We start from the raw sequence: 18275 nt of genomic DNA, 5'->3' as shown, positions 1-18275 counted from the left end.
CACATAGGAAAATCACCTTTTTAACATTTCACCCTTCCTTACACCCGGTCTATCTTTGCAGCCGACTTAAGGAACCGACTATTCTGCACTCAATAAAATAGTGAAAGCACTATTCTCCCTTCTTTATCTCATACTATCATTTATCAATAAAAACAAAAAAACATAGTATGGAAAAGCAAAGCTTACCACAAACCGAAAATTTACAATTTCAATTTTCTTTTTTTAGAAATACTTGGAGCAAGGAGTCTACCATAATCACCCTGCACAACCTTTATCTGCAAACCATCGGAACACTTTGGAAAGCACAGACCGAATGCTACCGCAAACTACAAGACCGTCCCGACCGCAGCAATGAAGCCAAAATGGTAAAAGACGCCATGCCTGTCGTCATCATCGAGGGCATCTGCCGCCCGCATTGCAGCCATGCCGCAGCCAATCTGGAAAAGATGAGCCGACTAGCCATGTACGACCTCGACCACCTGAACGAACGGACATCTGCCGTCAAAGCCCTTTTCCGTGCTCTCCCCTACGTGGCCTACACGCAGACCAGTATCTCCGACAGAGGCCTCAAAGTCGTCGTATTTCTCGATGCCCGCACCCCGGAAGAGTATCCTCTCGCCTACGCCATCTGCCAGCAGACACTGGAACGCATCGCCGGGCATCCGTGCGACGAACAATGCGCCCGCATCACCCAGCCCTGTTCTTGCGTATGGGATGCCGATGCCTACTACAATCCCACTCCCGAACCTTATCCGTGGAGGGAAGAACTCGACACCGACCCTTCGTTGACCAACCTGATCAAGGATAAAAGAAACCTTCCGGGCAGCAACGGCAACCCTTATGCCACCAGTAACGGCTCCTCCTCCCCCTTCCCTCCCGCTACCGAAGCCTGCGGATACATCGAAACCTTCGCCAGTAACTTCACCCATTACCACCCCTGGCAGAAAGGCAACCGCCACGAGTCTATGCTAGCAATGGGAAGAAGCGCACGACGTAAGGGATTTTCAAAAGAAGACCTTGAAAAATTAACATCTGTTATGTCAGTAGAGATCGTGAGAAACGGCTACACGCTGCAAGAACTCAGAAAAGACTTATCAGCTGGATATCAATACGTTGATCTATCTTATGCACCCCAAGAGACCCACAATTCACTGCCAACACTGACAACTGACACCTTTAGGCCTGTTTCTGTGGGAAATGAATCGGGGAAAGAAGAAGAGTTGTCCATAAAAAATGAAGAATTACGAGGATCTACTCCCTGCATTCCTAACCAAGTATACGACCATCTTCCCGACTTTCTGAAAAGAGCCATGAAACCGGCACGCAGCAAACGCGAACGCGATATACTGCTTCTAGGACTGATCGCCAACCTGAGCGGATGCCTGCCACAAGTCCGCATCAGTTTCGACCAGCGTCCTTACAGTCCGCAGCTCTACACCCTGATCATTGCTCCCCCCGCCACCGGTAAAGGACTTCTCACACTGGCAAACATGCTCCCACGAGAAATCGAGAATTATCTGAAAGGAGAAAACAAACGGAAAAAGGATGCCTACGACCGTGAACTCACGGAATGGGAACGAACCAACCAACAAATCAAAAAAGGGACGAAATCTACAGCAGCCTCCCCTGCTCCCATGCCCGAACCACCGGAATATTACCACCTCTGCGGTGCCCCCAGCACTTCCAGAAACCAAATTATCCGCCGGCTGAAAATCAACGGAGACCTCGGACTCATTATCTGTGCTACCGAATTGGACATGATCTCCGGCGCCATCAAGCAGGATTACGGCAAGCACGACGATGTGTTCCGTGCCGCCTACCATCATGAACCGGTAGCCACGGACTATAAGGTAGACGGCGAACTCATCTGCGCAGAAGTACCGCGCCTGGCACTCTGCCTGTCCGGCACCCCCAGCCAACTGGCCAACTTTATCCGCTCTTTGGAAAACGGACTTTACTGCCGTTTCGGTATCTACACCTGCGGAGCACGATGGAAATACCGTTCGGCGGCCCCCATCAAAGGACAGGAAGATTATATCACACTCTACAAGGGATTCGGCAAGGAAGTATTGGAGATGTACTTCTTCTTCCAACAATCTCCTACGGAAGTCACGCTGAGCGACAGACAATGGGAGGAACATACCGCCTACTTCGACTGTCTGCTCAACGAAGTGGCCAGCGAACAAGCGGACGCGCCGGGCTCTATCGTACTCCGTGGCGCACTGATGGTGGCACGCATAGCTTCCATCTTCACCGCCCTGCGCAAGTATGAAGGTGCCATGCAGATGAAGGAATACATCTGTACAGACGAGGATTTTCATGCCTCCATGCAGATCGTACAAACCATCCTCAACCACAGTCTGCTGGTCGCCTCCTCACTGCCGGGAGAGAAAATGAAACCTCAGCCTATGCAGTCATACTTCCGAATCCGGTCGGTCGTAGAGAGCCTACCTAGGATTTTTACTTACAAACAGATTAAAGAGAAAGCACTGACAGAAGGTATCAGCGAACGAAGTACCTGTAGATATCTAAAAAGCCTCATCGAGCTAAAATACATTGAGAAACAAACAGATAAATATATCAGAATAAAAGAATTCACTGACAAATAAGCGCTAAGTGGCAGTTGGCAGTGGCAGTAACGGAAAACGCCCGATAAATTGGTATAGAAAACGTACATCGAAGTAACGACAGAGTTCAGAAACGTACCGGAAACAAGTACAAGAAAGAAGCAAAGGTTGTACAAGAACCGAGAAGTACAAGTACTTGAATCAGGGAAAAGAAGTACTGAAACTGCCTCCATCAAGTACTGGAAAGAAGAAAGACATATACATGAAGAGAGAAAGAGAAGTACAACAATCTGCTGAATGATATACTGGAAACCGGAAGTAGACGTATGAACAGCAGCAGAGATAAAGAACTTCATTCTCTCTTTTTTCAAGGCTCGCCCAAATGACGGACAATCTGTTCCACCTCCTGACGCAGGAAACGATGCCGCCGCACATTATATCCGATGCCGCCCAACGCCTGCATCAACGGCTGGCATTGCTTGATCCATCTCATCAGTGTTTTAAGAGCTGACTCTGCCGAACGTCCCGGACAATAAAGCAGAGCCAGCTCTACTTTGTCATAGGCTCTCATTTCAAACTTTTTCTCTTCAATTAATTCTTTCATAATCTCATTTTATTAGCATTTTATAATGGTATAAAGGTACTAATAAAAGTTCGTTTTGTAAAATAATCAGTGCTATTTATTGAAGTAAATACGGACTTTTGGGGATAAAAAAGGACATCGGCGGACACCTGCGGACAAATACAGACAAGCAAAGAAAATAATTAGAACAGGGGGAGCGATTAACCAATAATAAGTAGTATCTTTAGCGGAACAAACGAAATCAAAATGGAAAATCAAAACCATGCATTCAACTATGCATATCTACTCAAACAAGTAAAAGCAAGAGTACTACTAGCACAAAAAAAGGCGATTTACACAGCCAATGAAGAAATGCTTTCAATGTATTGGGATATTGGCAAACTACTGTCCGAGAGTCAAAAACAAATAGGTTGGGGAAACAATGCCCTGGAGAAGCTCGCCAATGACTTGAAGAATGATTATCCGGAGATGAAAGGATTCTCTGTCAGGAACTGCCAGTTCATGATACAGTTCTATAATGAATATAATCAGCAACTTACAAATACGAAACGGGCCGTTTCGTATTTGAACAATAATGAAATAGTCCTACCTGTCAGCAAATTAGGTTGGTCACATAATATAACCTTAATGCAACGCACTAAAGACATAAAAGCCCGCTACTGGTACATGATCCAATGCCTGAAAAACGGTTGGAGCCGGGATTTCCTTATCGAGGCAATCAAGCAAGACTATTACCATTCTCACGGAGCATTGGCTAGTAACTTCGACACCACTCTTCCCGAAATACAAGCCAAGCAAGTAAAAGAGACATTAAAAGACCCCTATATTTTTGATATGCTTACGTTCACCGAAGAGTACGACAAAAGAGATATTGAACTGGGCCTTATAAAACATATCGAGAAGTTTCTCGTCGAAATGGGTGCAGGCTTCGCCTTTATGGGCAGGCAATACCATATCGAAGTATCAGAAAAAGATTTCTACATTGACATTCTTATGTACAATGCCTTCATGCATAGATATCTGGTCGTAGAACTTAAGAGAGGAGAATTTCAACCCGAATATATCGGCAAACTCAATTTCTATTGCTCGGCTGTAGACGATATCCTTTGCCGGGAGGGAGACAATCCGACCATCGGACTGCTACTCTGTCAAAACAAAGACCAGATTATGGCGGAATACGCCTTACGGGATGTACATAAACCTATAGGAATCTCCGATTATGAACTTGGTCAAGCCCTGCCGAAAGATATCAAATCCGGACTTCCCAGTATCGAAGAGTTGGAAAACAAACTTAGCCGGGACCTACAAGACATAGACAATAAAGAATAAGACATAGCATAACATAGTCCTAAACCCCAATCAGGAACGAATCGTTCCATTCCCTGATGTGAACTGAACAGTATTATTCAGCTTGCATCAGGGAATTTCTTTTTAATCCCGGCCTCAAACCACCACAAGAACAGACATCCGCAGACATTTACGGATAAAAAAAGACATCGGCGGACACCTGCGGACAAATACAGACATCGCCCATCCCCACCGCCGTACTTTTGTCATGTCACAAGCAAGGAACCACCTGTGACGCAACACTTTATTATCATTTATTCAAGAACTTAAAACCAGTAAAGAAATGGCAAAAGTATTTTCATTCACCAGCGTGCTCCGCAAGAACATGATGGAAAAAGACAAGCCGGACCTGTATTACGCTCTCGCCAAATCGAGCGGAGAGATCGATATAGATGAAATGGCAGAACGCATCCAGCGTTCGAGTACCGTGAACTGGGCAGACGTAGTGTGCGTGCTGCGTGCCCTGCAGACGGAAATGATCGACAGTTTCAAGAAAGGAGAGATCGTCCGCCTGGGGAATATCGGTTCGTTCTATGTCACCTTGCGCAGCAATGGCGTACTCGTCCAAAAGGACGTGAAAGAAGGATTGATCAAAGGTGCCCGTGTCCGCTTCCGCCCCGGAAAGGAGATTAAAGACGCACTGAAAACGCTGGACTTCAGCAAGTACAAACCGGAAAACAGCGAAGGAGACAAGACCGATCCGGAAAACCCCAAACCCAAACCGGATCCCGATGACGGTGACGAAGAAGCTCCGGACCCAACCGTATAAGGCAATCATAAACCGGGGATTTACCAAATCTGACGAATCATGAGAAAGATCGATTTAATCGTGATCCACTGTTCCGCAACACGGGTGGACCGGACACTGACGGCCTTTGATCTGGAGACGCTGCACCGACGACGGGGATTCAACGGAACAGGTTATCACTACTATATCCGCAAAGACGGGACAACACTCCTCACTCGTCCCATCGAACGCATCGGGGCACATGCAAAAGGATTCAATGCGTCGAGTATCGGAATCTGCTATGAAGGCGGTCTGGACTGCCGGGGACGCCCGGCAGATACACGGACGCCGGAACAACGTGCCGCCCTCCGCCTGCTGGTGCATCAATTGGAGCAACGTTTCCCCGGCTGCCGGGTGTGCGGACACCGGGATCTCAGTCCGGATCTGAACGGAGATGGGGAGATCGAACCGGAAGAGTGGATCAAGGCGTGTCCTTGCTTTGAGGTAAAGGAAAGCCTGTGAGGACAATATAAATGAGCAAAGGTATAAAGACGTTTTCAGGAAGTAATTAATCTTTTAAAGTATCGGAAAGGAGGTGTGTAAATTATGGCAATGAAGAAATCCCTTTGGGATATGATTCTGAAAGTAGTCATCGCGGTGGCTTCGGCAGTAGCAGGCGTGTTGGGCGCTAATGCGATGAGTCTGTAAGAAAGTCAAAAATGAGGTCCGCCACCAAGATATCTGTTTCAGCTGCCACAGCAGTATACAGAAATATTTGTGGCGGACTTAGTATACAAAAATCAATAAACTAATAATGAAAATGAAATATATATTATTCACCATAGCTTTTCTATTGGCAAGTAATTGCCTGAAAGCGCAAGGGCAATTTGAGAAAGTAATTGGGTTGACAGGGGCACAAGGCTTTCCACAACCGGGTGTCAGTAATGCCAACACTCAAGGTAAAATACCTGTCGGACTATATACCGGAACTCCGAATATCTCTATCCCATTGTACGAATTTAAGTTAAGAGATAATATCCAACTTCCAATCAACCTCAATTATCATATTTATAATGTAAAACCCAACAACCTACCCAGTGAAGTGGGATTGGGATGGAGCCTTGAATGCGGAGGATGTATTACCCGGATAATTAAAAATGAGCCAGATATTTCTTATGAAAGTTCTAGCAATGAATACAAGCCTATAACCACCGAAGCTGATTTATTAACCACAGCAGACATTCTAGTAAGAGTATCCGGCAACTATATTAATACCCAAGACGAGTATCAATTTAACTTTCTCGGTTACACCGGAAGCTTTATGTATAGTCAAGAAAAGAGCAAGTGGATGGTTCAATCAGATTCTGACATCAAAATTGAATTTACCTCGAATACTTACAATAATACCCGTTCTCAACTTACCAGTCCACTTTCTCAATTTTACAACTATTGCAGATCAGAAGGAACCGGATTTAAGAACCCTTTATCATGTTGGTTGATTGATTCGTTTACACTGACCACGCCAGACGGTTATAAATACATATTTGGAGGAACCGATAAAACAGATTACAATCTACCTTTCAAGGGATTCTTAAACCTTCCTGCTCCCATCACCTGGCATCTCTCCAAAATCATAACTCCTGCAGGACATGAAATAGAATTCACCTACGAAATTATGCCGTTTCAAATAAATGGAAATATGTCTTTCTGTATAAGCTTGGATGCTCTATTCTGGCAAACAGCAATGAGTTATGATTATGAATTACTAGCCCCTGTACAACTTGCAACAGTCAAAGATGTAACAGACAATAAAATACTTGCCCGGTTTCATTACTCCCCAAGTACACAATTACCCTATGACTCACAGTATGCATGGGAAACCTGTATGGACCATGGGCCAGCTACATTTTTTACAAAAGAAAAGAATTTCACGTTAAACAAGCTAAACTCCGTGGTAATATTGGATAAGATAAACTATCAGTTTACTTACACTAATAGCTCCACTGAGCGATTAAAACTGAAAACACTGACTAAAACGACTCCATCAGGAACCCAATCGACCTATTCACTAAATTATTTCCCCAATCACCTACCCGGATATAATACAGGACACTATGACAACCTCGGATTCAATAACGGTGAAAATTTCTCATACTATTTCAGCAAAGAGTTCTTTGAAAATGCAATTTTTGCTGACAAGCAGATAGCCGAAGGCAAAGAGTATACCAACAAAAGAATGGGAGACAAGGGAGGATTTCGTGTGACTGCAGAAATGCTAAAATCCATCACATACCCCACACATGGAAGAACAGAATTCATTTATGAACCCAACGTCATATCCAGTATGGTGTCAGCAGACCGGAAAACAGTACAAAGTGCCCATTTACCTTATCCAGGCACTCCAGATTATACATATCCGGGAGGTCTCCGTATCAAAGAAATCAACAACTACGATAGCAATGATGAACTACTGACAAGAAAGCACTATTACTACACAAAAGAATTCACACCGACAACAAAGGGAGGTGTCTCTTCCGGTATTCTATCTTTCACTCCACAATACCTTTGGGGTTGGCAGCTATACAATCTCCTCAAATCACAAAACGGAGGACCCGAATATTATACCTTGAATGCCATCATGTCTCAAGCATCCAATCCGCTCTGGTACAACAGTCGGGGAGAGTATATCGGATATTCTAAAGTCATAGAGTGCAATGAAGACAAAAATGGGAAACTGATAGACGGATATACTGTCCATACATTCAGCAATTTCGGACCAGGTTATATGGACGAAGATCCCATAGCTATGTTGAATAATAAGTTCTCCCGTGAATACCCTCCTCATGTCGGTACCCCTTATAGTCCATACACTCCATGTTCATCAAACGCACTAAAGCGCGGAATGCTCTTAAGTAAAGAACAATTCGACTGTGCCGGTCATGTGAAACAAAAAGAACTATTCGAATATACTCCTATACAGAAAGATTCCATACTCATCACGGAGATAACCACTACTAATGTCATGGACTATAATTCAGACGACCCTACACTGGGATTCCTGAGGTTTGCTTTCGGAGGTACCTACTATCAAAAATTCTACAGCAACCTACTTTCGGAAAAACGGACTATCACTTACGATGACAATGGAAACACTATTGAGTATAAAGATAAATACGAATATAACTCCGTCAACAAACAGATAAAGCTGAAAACCAGTGAAGACGGAGCCGGAAATGTATACGAAGAAAAGACGCGATACGTGCCGGACATGCTGATATTTCCATTTGTACCTCCCTATAGTTCTTTCTACCAGATGAATCAGCTACACTTCACCGACTATCCATTGGAAGTGACAAAGATAAAAAACGGAAAAGTAACTGAGAATGAGACATATTTCTATAAGTTACTGACTGCAGACAGCAAAAGCTTAGTGAAAGACAAAGTATCCATACTGGGAAAACATGCTGATGCTGCAACATACCAAGGACTCCATAATGTGGGCAACGAGTTAGTAGCCGATGTTTCTAATATTCCCGCAACCACATACCTGGCATACGACTCTTACAGCAACCCGACTCATATCCGTAACGAAAAAGACAAAACAGAAACTGTCTACCTGTACGGATACAAAGGCAAATATGCAATTGCGGAAATCAAGAACAGCGATTACGAATCAGTTACAGGACTGTTGGGGAATGATTTTATCAAAAGACTGGCAGACGCAACGAAGCCCAGCTATTCAGACATGCAGAAAGTTGAAGATTTGAGAACGCAATTACCGGCATCATTTATCACTACTTATGAATATATCCCATACATAGGTATCAGTAAAATTAGAGATCCCAAGAATGTTTCTACCTATTTTAAATACGATGATTCTGGGCGCCTGATAAAAAAGACCGACCATAAGGGTGAACTGATTAGTTCATATAAATATTCAAACAACCTCTAAAGAGATAAATTTATGAAAATTATTATTTATATTACAGCTTTAATATGCAGCTTACTCGCCAGTCCTGCATTGGCGACAGAAACCGGGCAAATATCCATGACCAACATGGGGCTAAAAGTCACATCTTCTCCTGAAAGCACTCTCTACGAAGGAGATACTTGGATGATAACAGCAAGGAACAACTTTAGCTTGAACGAAGCAGAAATCAAAAACTTCGTTCCTTCACGCATATCAGAAGAATTGCGTCCGTACGTGAGACTTTCCAAAGTTGAGTTTACTTCTAATTCAGACGGTATATGCAACCTTTACTTTCACATAACGGCCGATCCGACAGATACGATACGGTTCGTTATCAAAGAATCCCCTCAGGATTTTCCGATAGAAATAACGCCAGCTGAAAGTAGACATGGAGAGATATCTTTATCCGATCTGGGATTGAGAGTAACGACTTCTATAGATTCACATCTCGAATACGGAGGTCAGTGGATAGTAACGATGGAAAACAAAAATCACTTATTCACTGCAGAAATCGAAAGGCTCGTGCCTTCAAGAATAACGGAAGATTTAAGAAGATGTTTAAGGCTCACAGGGGTAGGAATTTCAGACATATCATCCGAGTTCGTCGTACTCTTTTTTGATGTAACATTCGAAACAACATTTCCAGTACACTTCATTATCAAACAGTCACCTCAAAACATTCCAATAGAAATATTACCTATTGGAAGAGACAACTATATTTCCACAACGAATTATCTGGATAACACAAGAAGTGGGGGAAGAAAAGAAATTACTTACTACAACGGTCTGGGATATCCATCGCAGAAAATAGAAGTGGGTACTTCCAATAAGAACAAGAGTATATACCATCCGATCGTTTATGATAACTTGTTAAGAGATGATGCCAAATCGTATTTGCCATACGCACAAGGTTCGAACACAGAAATGATAGACTGGAAGTTTACCGAAAGTCTGCAAGATTTCTATGCTTTTAACTATAAGGAATATACTTATCACTTTTCAGAAAAAGTCTACGAAGATTCACCTTTGGGAAGAGTACGGGAAGTATATGGTCCCGGAAGCGACTGGCGTTCGCAAAAAGCAAGTACCAAATTCAGCTACCTGAGTAACTTCGCCGGAAATGATACGCTCAACTGCCTTCGGTTTGAAATGACAGAAAAAGATAACCAAAACATGGAGCTGAAAGTAGCCGGCAATTGCAAATCTTCCGAGCTATCCGTCACCCGGACCGAAAACGAAGATCGTCAAGTGACATTGGAATTCAAGAATAAATTCGACCAAGTAGTACTTAGCCGGCAAATTGAGCACAACAACGGCAGTAAGACGAATAACGACACTTATTATCTTTATGATGAGTTCGATAATTTAAAAGCGGTGCTTCCACCTATGGTATCCGCCCAACTTGTAAGCGGTAGCAGTTATTCGAGTCAAACTTCCGCATCCTTAGCTCAATACGCCTATCTCTATAAATATGATATGCGTAACCGGTGCATAGGCACCAAGTTACCGGGCTGCAGTTGGGAGTACAAAGTCTATGACTTGGCAGACCGCCTTATCTTCTCCCAAACAGGAGAACAACGAAAAAGAGGTGAATGGCAATTCGCATTGCCCGACGCAATGGGGCGCGAATGTATCACGGGGATTTGTAAAAACGCCATAGACCCATTCAACAACCCGATACTGAATACATGCGTCAAATGTGAACGTACGAACAACGCTTCTCTTCTCGGTTATTCCGTAACCGGAGTCGCACTGAATTCAGCCACAGTGCTTACCGCCAAATATTATGACGACTATCAGTTTAAGATGCAGAACGGCACCCTGATTTCCAACAGCAGTTTGAATTATGAAGCAAACAGCGAGTTCGGAGAAAGATATACGACTAGTTCGCAAGGCTTGCAGACCGGAAACGCGACAGCTCGACTGGACAAAAACGGATCTGTGACAGGATACGACTATACCGTTACTTACTATGATTATAACGGCCGTGCCATTCAGATAAAATCGACCAATCATCTGGGAGGATACGAAAAGACATACACTGCTTACAACTTTACGGGACAGCCTGTGCACACCAAGCATATCCACTCCAAAAGTAACTCCGAGCTGATCGAAGAAACCAAACACAGCTACAATCACGCAGGACGTTTGTCTGAAACTGTACAAATCGTAAATGAAAAGGACTCTACGAAAATGAGCTATCTCTACGATGACTTAGGCAATATTAAAAGCTTAACCCGAATAGACGGCACTTCCACACTGACAACGACCAATACGTATAATATCCGTAACTGGCTAACGTCTATCGAAAGCCCTCTCTTCTCTCAAACGCTACATTATACTGATGGTCCCGGCACTCCCCAGTATGGCGGAAATATCAGTAGCATGACGTGGAAAGCAAACAAAGAGTCAATCACCCGTAATTACCAATATTCATACGATAAACTCAACAGGCTGACCAGTGCCAATTATAGTGAAGGAAGCAATTCGATGACGAATACAAATCACTTCAATGAACAAGTGACCGGTTATGACAAACATGGCAACATCACAGGACTGAAGCGTTATGGGCAAACCGGACAAAGCAGTTACGGATTAATTGACGACCTATCTCTTACTTACACAGGCAATCAGCTCAAGAAAGTGACAGACAGCGCCACAAGTTCAGCATACGCGAATGGTTTCGAGTTCAAGGACGGTGTGAATCTGGACACGGAATATTCCTACGACGAAGACGGTAATTTAACAAAAGATTTGAATAAAAACATTTCTGATATCCAATACAATTTCTTAAATTTACCACGTCGGATACAGTTTAAAGACGGTAGTGAAATTTCTTACCTATATAGCGCAGACGGAACTAAACTCCAAACTACACATATAATCGCAGGAAACACCACTACAACCGACTACTGCGGCAATGTGATCTATGAAAATGGAAGCCGGGACAAGCTATTGACCGAACAGGGATATTTCTCTATAGCAGATAAAAAGTTCCACTACTACATCCAAGACCATCAAGGAAACAACAGAGTGGTTGCCAGCCAAGATGGAATGATAGAAGAAGTGAACCACTATTATCCGTTCGGAGGAATATTCGCTTCAAATTCATCTGTTCAACCTTTTAAGTATAACGGAAAGGAACTGGATACAAAGAACGGATTGAACTTGTACGACTACGGAGCAAGGCAGTATGACCCGGTATTGGGAAGATGGCATACGATGGACCTGATGACGGAAAAGTACTATAAGATTAGTCCATACACTTACTGTTTGAACAATCCTATCCTATTAGTAGATCCCAATGGAATGTGGCCCACATGGGGAGGAATAAGCAGAGGATTAAGCAACGTCTTTAAGGGTACTCTAAGTTTTACCAATGGAGCTGCACGGGCTATGGCAGATAACATACTGCTTGGACAAACGTCACTCCGTGAAACCGGAATATACAGCAACGCATCTGCCTACAACGCAGGACAGGATGTTGGTGATATCATAAGTATTTTTGCAGGAGCCGCAGAGATTGTTAATGGTTTCGAAGAAGCTGCAGGAGGAATGGCACTCAGTCCGGAAACCGCAGGAATTTCTTTGGGGGTTACCGCGAAAGGCGTGTATGATATCACTCACGGTTCATTGATGGGAACAAGTGGATTCATGAAGCTATTCTCCAAAAAAGGAAGAGTTAGCGAAGGTAGTAATAACGGAAGCGGGTATTCAAAGTCTAGCGGGAAGAATGAAAAGCATTCGAATATTGATAAAAGACAACAAGCTGCAAATGATTATAGTACAGCAAAAGAGAAATATGATAATTTAAAATCTAAAACAAATAAAACTGCGAAAGAGAAAAAAGAATTAGAAACATTGAAAAAACAAAGAGATCACTATAAAAAACAGATGGATTATGCAGGAGACCATGACCATCAAAGAGGTAGAGGAGGTAATTAAAATGAAACTATTTACATTTATTGCTGACTATAAAGGTGGGACATACATTAGTCAGTATGTAGCAAAGACATTAGAAGAAGCCTTGAACTTATGGATAAATAATGTCGATTTTTTTACAGATAAACAGTTGAAGTCATTTAAGAAGAATATCAAATATGGTGATATAGATCCTCCTACCAAATTAAATGGTCTAAGTAATGTTTGGTGTACATGTTTTATTGTATTTAGTACTCTTTTGCTTCTTAATATAGTAGAGACAGTAAAAAAAACGACTAATAAAACATCCTAGCATAGAACAATATATTCCTACATTAGGGTAGATTCAAGTCTCAGAAACAACCATGAAATAAATGAAATTATGAAAACATTTACTTTCTTAGTTAATGCCAACGATAAGCATTGCTTTGTTCATCAGTATCAATCAGAAATGCCGACTAATGATTTATTTCGTGAATTAGTTCATGACACGTCTCATATATCTTCAAAAATGAAGTCTTTACTTATTCGTGAATCTCTGGAATGCTATCATGACAATGGCCCAGTAAAATTAGACTGCGTAAAAAACGTCTGGCGTGATTTCTTTTTAATTGATGATCTAATATCTCTTTACAATGCGAATATAGCAAAAAAATACCACGAGGGATGTGGCGATAGGAAATATTACAAGTTAATGTACTTATATGATGTAAACATGATAGAAACCGACATGAGCGATACAGTGTTTCCTCTATCAGAGAAAGCAACCTTTACTTTCATTACCTATATTCGTAATTACAATGCCTCATATCAGTTTGAAGTGACAACGTTGGAAGAAGGACTTATGCTATGGGCTACAAACATAGACATTTTGAATCGCCAGCAACGGAAGGTTCTGCTGAAATACATTCAAAAGTCTAAAAACAATCCGATAGCAGTAGAAGGAGTAAAGAATGTATGGAGTACATCATATCGGATATTCCGTCCGTTACTGACATTGCATATTGTTAAAACGGTCTCTTGATAAAAGTCACCGACTGAACAATAACTATTAGATTATTACCCTGGCATGAAACTAAAACATTTACATGTCAGGGTATTTTTTCTTGGCTAATTCTAAAACAAATAAGAGCAGGCTCAGCAAACGCAAGGGACTCACAATACATACGCATTTGCCGGTCTACTCTTATTTGTTACTTCCCGGACGTTCTCAATGAAACATCCGGAAGATTAGAACTCCCTTTTCAGGTTCCGAAGCAGTTCTTCTTTCCTCGCTTTATACTTCTTGGAAAGAGGATTGTACGAGTAAAGGTTGGTATGTTTCAAACGTATCTCGTCTGTCTGTTCCTTTCGCCGCTCTTCCCGCTCTTCCACATCATCCGGATCTTCGGACTTACGTCTTGTACCTCTCCTGCTAAACAACTGAAACTTGGATGTACCCCGAAGCTGACGAATCAGCATCTTGATAATCCGGACAATAATCTCTTGTTCCTGTTCGGAATAAGGCCTATCTACTGTCTCTGTATAGGAGAGATAATAAACTTTCAGTTCTTCTTCCAGCTCTTGCAAAAAATGCATCCGCTCAACTCTGGAAAACTTCTTTCTACCAGTATGCAAATCTTTTAAAATCTTCATTTAGTCTATCTTTTTTTAAGTCTGATAAAAGCGTGAGTCCTTTAATAAGTACACTTATGGGGCATGGGACACTTAAAAGAGAGTCCGACTATTTCAATATAACAGAGAAGAAAAACTAATATTTCCTGCAAGAATCATTTCTTAAAAGTTATCCAAAACGGAAAACTTTCTGTATCAGGCAGAAAGAAAAGTTTCCCGAAATTTAATGTTAAATCCTATCCAAGCTATCACAATATCCTTTATCTTTGTATCCGGTTTCGGAACTAAAAAGAGGTTTAGTCAATGAGGGAACGCTGTGCAAATCGGCGACAGTACCCGCTGCTGTAATTCTCTGTGAATCCGCACACTATGTCACTGCATCCAGATGTGGGAAGGCGCTGCGGGGGAGGGATAAGTCAGAAGACCTGCCGGAGTCAAATAAACATATTATTAATCACTTTCGGGAGTTAAAGTTATGAACTACGCGGAAATTTGTATCATCAAACGAGATGGTAAAAGAGAAGATTTCTCTATCAGTAAGATCAAGAATGCGATCGGTAAAGCATTCAGTGCGACAGGGATTCAGGACGAGCAGCAACTGATTGCTGACGTCACGATGAGTGTAATCAGTCAGTTCACTAACCCCACGATCACCGTGGAGGAAATTCAGGACTTAGTAGAAAAGGCATTGATGAAGGTACGCCCCGAAGTAGCCAAGAAGTACATCATCTACCGCGAATGGCGGAACACGGAGCGGGACAAGAAAACCCAGATGAAGCACGTGATGGACGGCATCGTCGCCATCGACAAGAACGACGTGAACCTGAGCAACGCCAATATGAGCAGCCACACGCCTGCCGGACAAATGATGACATTCGCATCGGAAGTCACCAAAGACTATACCTATAAATATCTGTTGCCGAAACGTTTTGCCGAAGCGCACCAGTTGGGCGATATCCATATTCACGACCTCGATTACTACCCGACAAAGACGACCACCTGCATCCAATATGACATGGACGATCTCTTTGAACGTGGCTTCCGCACCAAGAACGGCAGCATCCGCACACCGCAAAGCATCCAAAGTTATGCTACGCTTGCCACCATCATCTTCCAGACCAACCAGAACGAGCAGCACGGCGGACAGGCAATCCCCGCCTTCGACTTCTTCATGGCAAAAGGAGTGGCAAAGTCTTTCCGCAAACATCTGGCTTCGTTCATCAATTTTTACGTGGCGATGGAGAACGGAACACAGGCGGACGAAAAAGCAATCCGCACCTTAATCAAGGAACATCTGCCTTCTATCAAATCGACCGAAGCAGAACGCGAGACATTGCGCATCGCCCTGATAGCCCTGCAAATCATTATAGACAAGGAACACCTGACACGCATCGCAGAAAAAGCGTACCAGCAAACAAAGAAGGATACGCATCAGGCAATGGAAGGATTTATCCACAACCTGAACACCATGCACTCCCGTGGAGGTAACCAAGTGGTATTCAGCTCCATCAACTACGGAACGGATACTTCCGCCGAAGGCCGCCTCGTGATCGAGGAACTGCTGAAAGCCACCATCGAAGGACTCGGAACACGTGGCGAAGTCCCCGTATTCCCGATCCAGATATTCAAAGTAAAGGACGGAGTTTCTTACTCCGAAAAGGACTTCGAGAAAGCGATGAAGGCGGAAAACATCGAAGACGCCATGCGGGGAACTTACGAAGCTCCGAACTTCGATCTGCTGCTAAGAGCTTGTCAGACTACATCGAAAGCGCTTTTCCCGAACTTCATGTTCCTGGACACGCCTTTCAACAAGAACGAGAAATGGAAAGCGGACGATCCGAAACGGTATATCTACGAGTTGGCTACAATGGGATGCCGCACCCGTGTATTTGAGAATGTGGCAGGAGAAAAATCATCTTTGGGACGCGGAAACCTTTCATTCACCACACTGAACATGCCGCGTCTCGCCATCGAAGCACGCATCAAGGCGGAAAATCTGATTGAGGGTGAACGCAACAAGGATGCCATCGAACAGAAAGCGAAAGAGATTTTCATGGAGTCAGTCCGCAATATGGCGACTCTTGTAGCCGATCAGCTGTACGAGCGCTACCAGTATCAACGCACCGCACTGGCACGCCAGTTCCCCTTCATGATGGGAAATGACGTATGGAAAGGCGGCGGCGCACTGAATCCGAACGAGCAAGTGGGCGATGCGTTACGCAGCGGTACGCTGGGCATCGGCTTTATCGGCGGACACAATGCAATGGTGGCACTTTACGGAGAAGGTCACGGACACAGCCAGAAGGCATGGGACACGCTGTACGAAGCTGTAATGGAAATGAACAAAGTGGTAGACGAATATAAAGAGAAATATAACCTGAATTATTCCGTACTTGCCACACCTGCCGAAGGACTTTCGGGACGTTTCACCAAGATAGACCGCCGGAAATACGGCAAAATCCCCGGCGTGACGGACCGCGATTACTACGTCAATTCCTTCCATGTGGATGTGAAGGAACCGATCAGCATCACCGAAAAGATCAGGTGCGAAGCGCCTTTCCACGCCATTACCCGCGGCGGGCACATTACGTATGTGGAATTGGACGGGGAAGCTCAGAAGAATGTACGTGCCATTGCGAAGATCGTAAAGGTCATGCACGACGAGGGCATCGGCTACGGCTCCATCAATCATCCGGTGGATACCTGCCACAACTGTGGATACAAAGGAGTAATCTTCGATAAATGCCCGGTATGCCAAAGCGAAAACATCTTACGTATGCGTCGCATCACCGGATACCTGACAGGTGACCTCAGCTCCTGGAACTCTGCCAAACGGGCGGAAGAAAAGGATCGTGTGAAGCACTTATAAAAGTTGAGAGTTGAGAAGGGAGAGTTGAGAGTTGGCTGCGCTGTGTGATGGCGGGCGGGGCTTTACTCTTCCTTCTTGTATATTATTTATACCCATTTATTTTTATTTTAAGATGAACACTCTCAATTCTCCACTTTCAGTTCTCCACTTATTATCGACTTATCCCGAAACGATTGTTGACGGTGAAGGCATCCGGTATTCGATTTATCTTGCGGGGTGTTCTCATCACTGCGTCGGCTGTCACAATCCGGAGAGCTGGAATCCGCGGGCGGGAGAACTGCTGACGGAGGAAAGGATTCAATCGATCATTCGGGAGATTAAAGCCAATCCATTGCTGGACGGGGTTACTTTTTCGGGAGGAGATCCGTTTTATAATCCGGAGGCTTTCCTGCTTTTTGTCAAAAGGGTAAAGGAGGAAACGGGGCTGAATATCTGGTGCTATACGGGATATACGTACGAAGAGATTCAGGCTAATCCGCGTTTGAAGGCTGTGCTCGACTACATAGATGTGCTGGTGGACGGGCGTTTCGAACAGGCGCTCTTTTCGCCTTATCTGGAATTTCGGGGAAGCAGCAATCAGAGGATATTGAGAATAGGTAATAAGTAATAGGTTATAGGTAATAATGGTGGGGGAGGTTTTGTATTAGTTTAGTGCGGGGGGAGCTGCTGCGAATTGT

13 protein-coding genes and 1 riboswitch are annotated in these 18275 nt (G+C 43.7%); of the genes, 11 read left to right on the top strand and 2 right to left on the bottom strand.

What is annotated here, in order from left to right; translation table 11 throughout:
- Positions 1-167: 167 nt before the first annotated feature.
- The gene (locus tag KTR07_RS13835) at positions 168-2609 is read left to right on the top strand and encodes a DUF3987 domain-containing protein (protein ID WP_217315441.1); all 2442 of its coding nucleotides are present in this window, start codon (positions 168-170) and stop codon (positions 2607-2609) included.
- Between the two features lie 325 nt (positions 2610-2934).
- On the opposite strand, the gene KTR07_RS13830 is transcribed toward KTR07_RS13835, so the two are convergent.
- The gene (locus KTR07_RS13830; RefSeq protein ID WP_008761123.1) at positions 2935-3171 is read right to left on the bottom strand and encodes a DUF4248 domain-containing protein; all 237 of its coding nucleotides are present in this window, start codon (positions 3169-3171) and stop codon (positions 2935-2937) included.
- A 225-nt stretch (positions 3172-3396) separates the two neighbouring features.
- On the opposite strand from KTR07_RS13830, the gene KTR07_RS13825 reads away from it, so the two are divergent.
- The 8 genes from KTR07_RS13825 to KTR07_RS13790 all read left to right on the top strand — a co-directional run bounded on the left by KTR07_RS13825 (position 3397) and on the right by KTR07_RS13790 (position 14139).
- Entirely contained in the window at positions 3397-4479 is a 1083-nt protein-coding gene (locus tag KTR07_RS13825) for a YhcG family protein (protein ID WP_055298659.1), read from the top strand.
- Positions 4480-4780: 301 nt separating this feature from the next.
- Positions 4781-5266, top strand: coding sequence for an HU family DNA-binding protein (locus KTR07_RS13820; protein ID WP_008766358.1), 486 nt, complete (start codon positions 4781-4783; stop codon positions 5264-5266).
- Between the two features lie 39 nt (positions 5267-5305).
- Positions 5306-5746: an N-acetylmuramoyl-L-alanine amidase gene (locus tag KTR07_RS13815; protein WP_048692391.1), complete on the top strand. Its 441-nt coding sequence runs from the start codon at positions 5306-5308 to the stop codon at positions 5744-5746.
- Positions 5747-5836: 90 nt separating this feature from the next.
- Entirely contained in the window at positions 5837-5932 is a 96-nt protein-coding gene (locus KTR07_RS13810; RefSeq protein WP_008766360.1) for a smalltalk protein, read from the top strand.
- A 112-nt stretch (positions 5933-6044) separates the two neighbouring features.
- Positions 6045-9176, top strand: coding sequence for a hypothetical protein (locus KTR07_RS13805; RefSeq protein ID WP_211479129.1), 3132 nt, complete (start codon positions 6045-6047; stop codon positions 9174-9176).
- Between the two features lie 12 nt (positions 9177-9188).
- Positions 9189-13139, top strand: coding sequence for a DUF6443 domain-containing protein (locus KTR07_RS13800; protein WP_011108080.1), 3951 nt, complete (start codon positions 9189-9191; stop codon positions 13137-13139).
- Complete coding sequence (locus KTR07_RS13795) at positions 13096-13428, top strand: hypothetical protein (protein WP_008766363.1); 333 nt, start codon at positions 13096-13098, stop codon at positions 13426-13428. The genes KTR07_RS13800 and KTR07_RS13795 overlap by 44 nt, the downstream gene beginning before the upstream one ends.
- A 69-nt stretch (positions 13429-13497) precedes the next feature.
- The gene (locus KTR07_RS13790; protein WP_008766364.1) at positions 13498-14139 is read left to right on the top strand and encodes a hypothetical protein; all 642 of its coding nucleotides are present in this window, start codon (positions 13498-13500) and stop codon (positions 14137-14139) included.
- Between the two features lie 206 nt (positions 14140-14345).
- Here KTR07_RS13790 and KTR07_RS13785 read toward each other — a convergent pair whose 3' ends face one another.
- Entirely contained in the window at positions 14346-14750 is a 405-nt protein-coding gene (locus KTR07_RS13785) for a hypothetical protein (protein ID WP_008766365.1), read from the bottom strand.
- A gap of 241 nt (positions 14751-14991) precedes the next feature.
- Positions 14992-15177: riboswitch (cobalamin riboswitch) on the top strand.
- Between the two features lie 27 nt (positions 15178-15204).
- Between KTR07_RS13785 and KTR07_RS13780 the strand changes: the two genes are divergently transcribed.
- Positions 15205-17598, top strand: coding sequence for an anaerobic ribonucleoside triphosphate reductase (locus tag KTR07_RS13780; RefSeq protein ID WP_217315440.1), 2394 nt, complete (start codon positions 15205-15207; stop codon positions 17596-17598).
- A 112-nt stretch (positions 17599-17710) separates the two neighbouring features.
- Positions 17711-18205: an anaerobic ribonucleoside-triphosphate reductase activating protein gene (gene nrdG, locus KTR07_RS13775; RefSeq protein WP_008766367.1), complete on the top strand. Its 495-nt coding sequence runs from the start codon at positions 17711-17713 to the stop codon at positions 18203-18205.
- The last annotated feature ends 70 nt before the right edge of the window (positions 18206-18275 follow it).

It is taken from the genome of Bacteroides sp. MSK.20.82 (assembly GCF_019052485.1).
Lineage (GTDB): Bacteria > Bacteroidota > Bacteroidia > Bacteroidales > Bacteroidaceae > Bacteroides > Bacteroides thetaiotaomicron.
The sequence above is the reverse complement of the archived record's forward strand: the minus strand, read 5'-3'. Positions and strand labels throughout refer to the sequence as shown.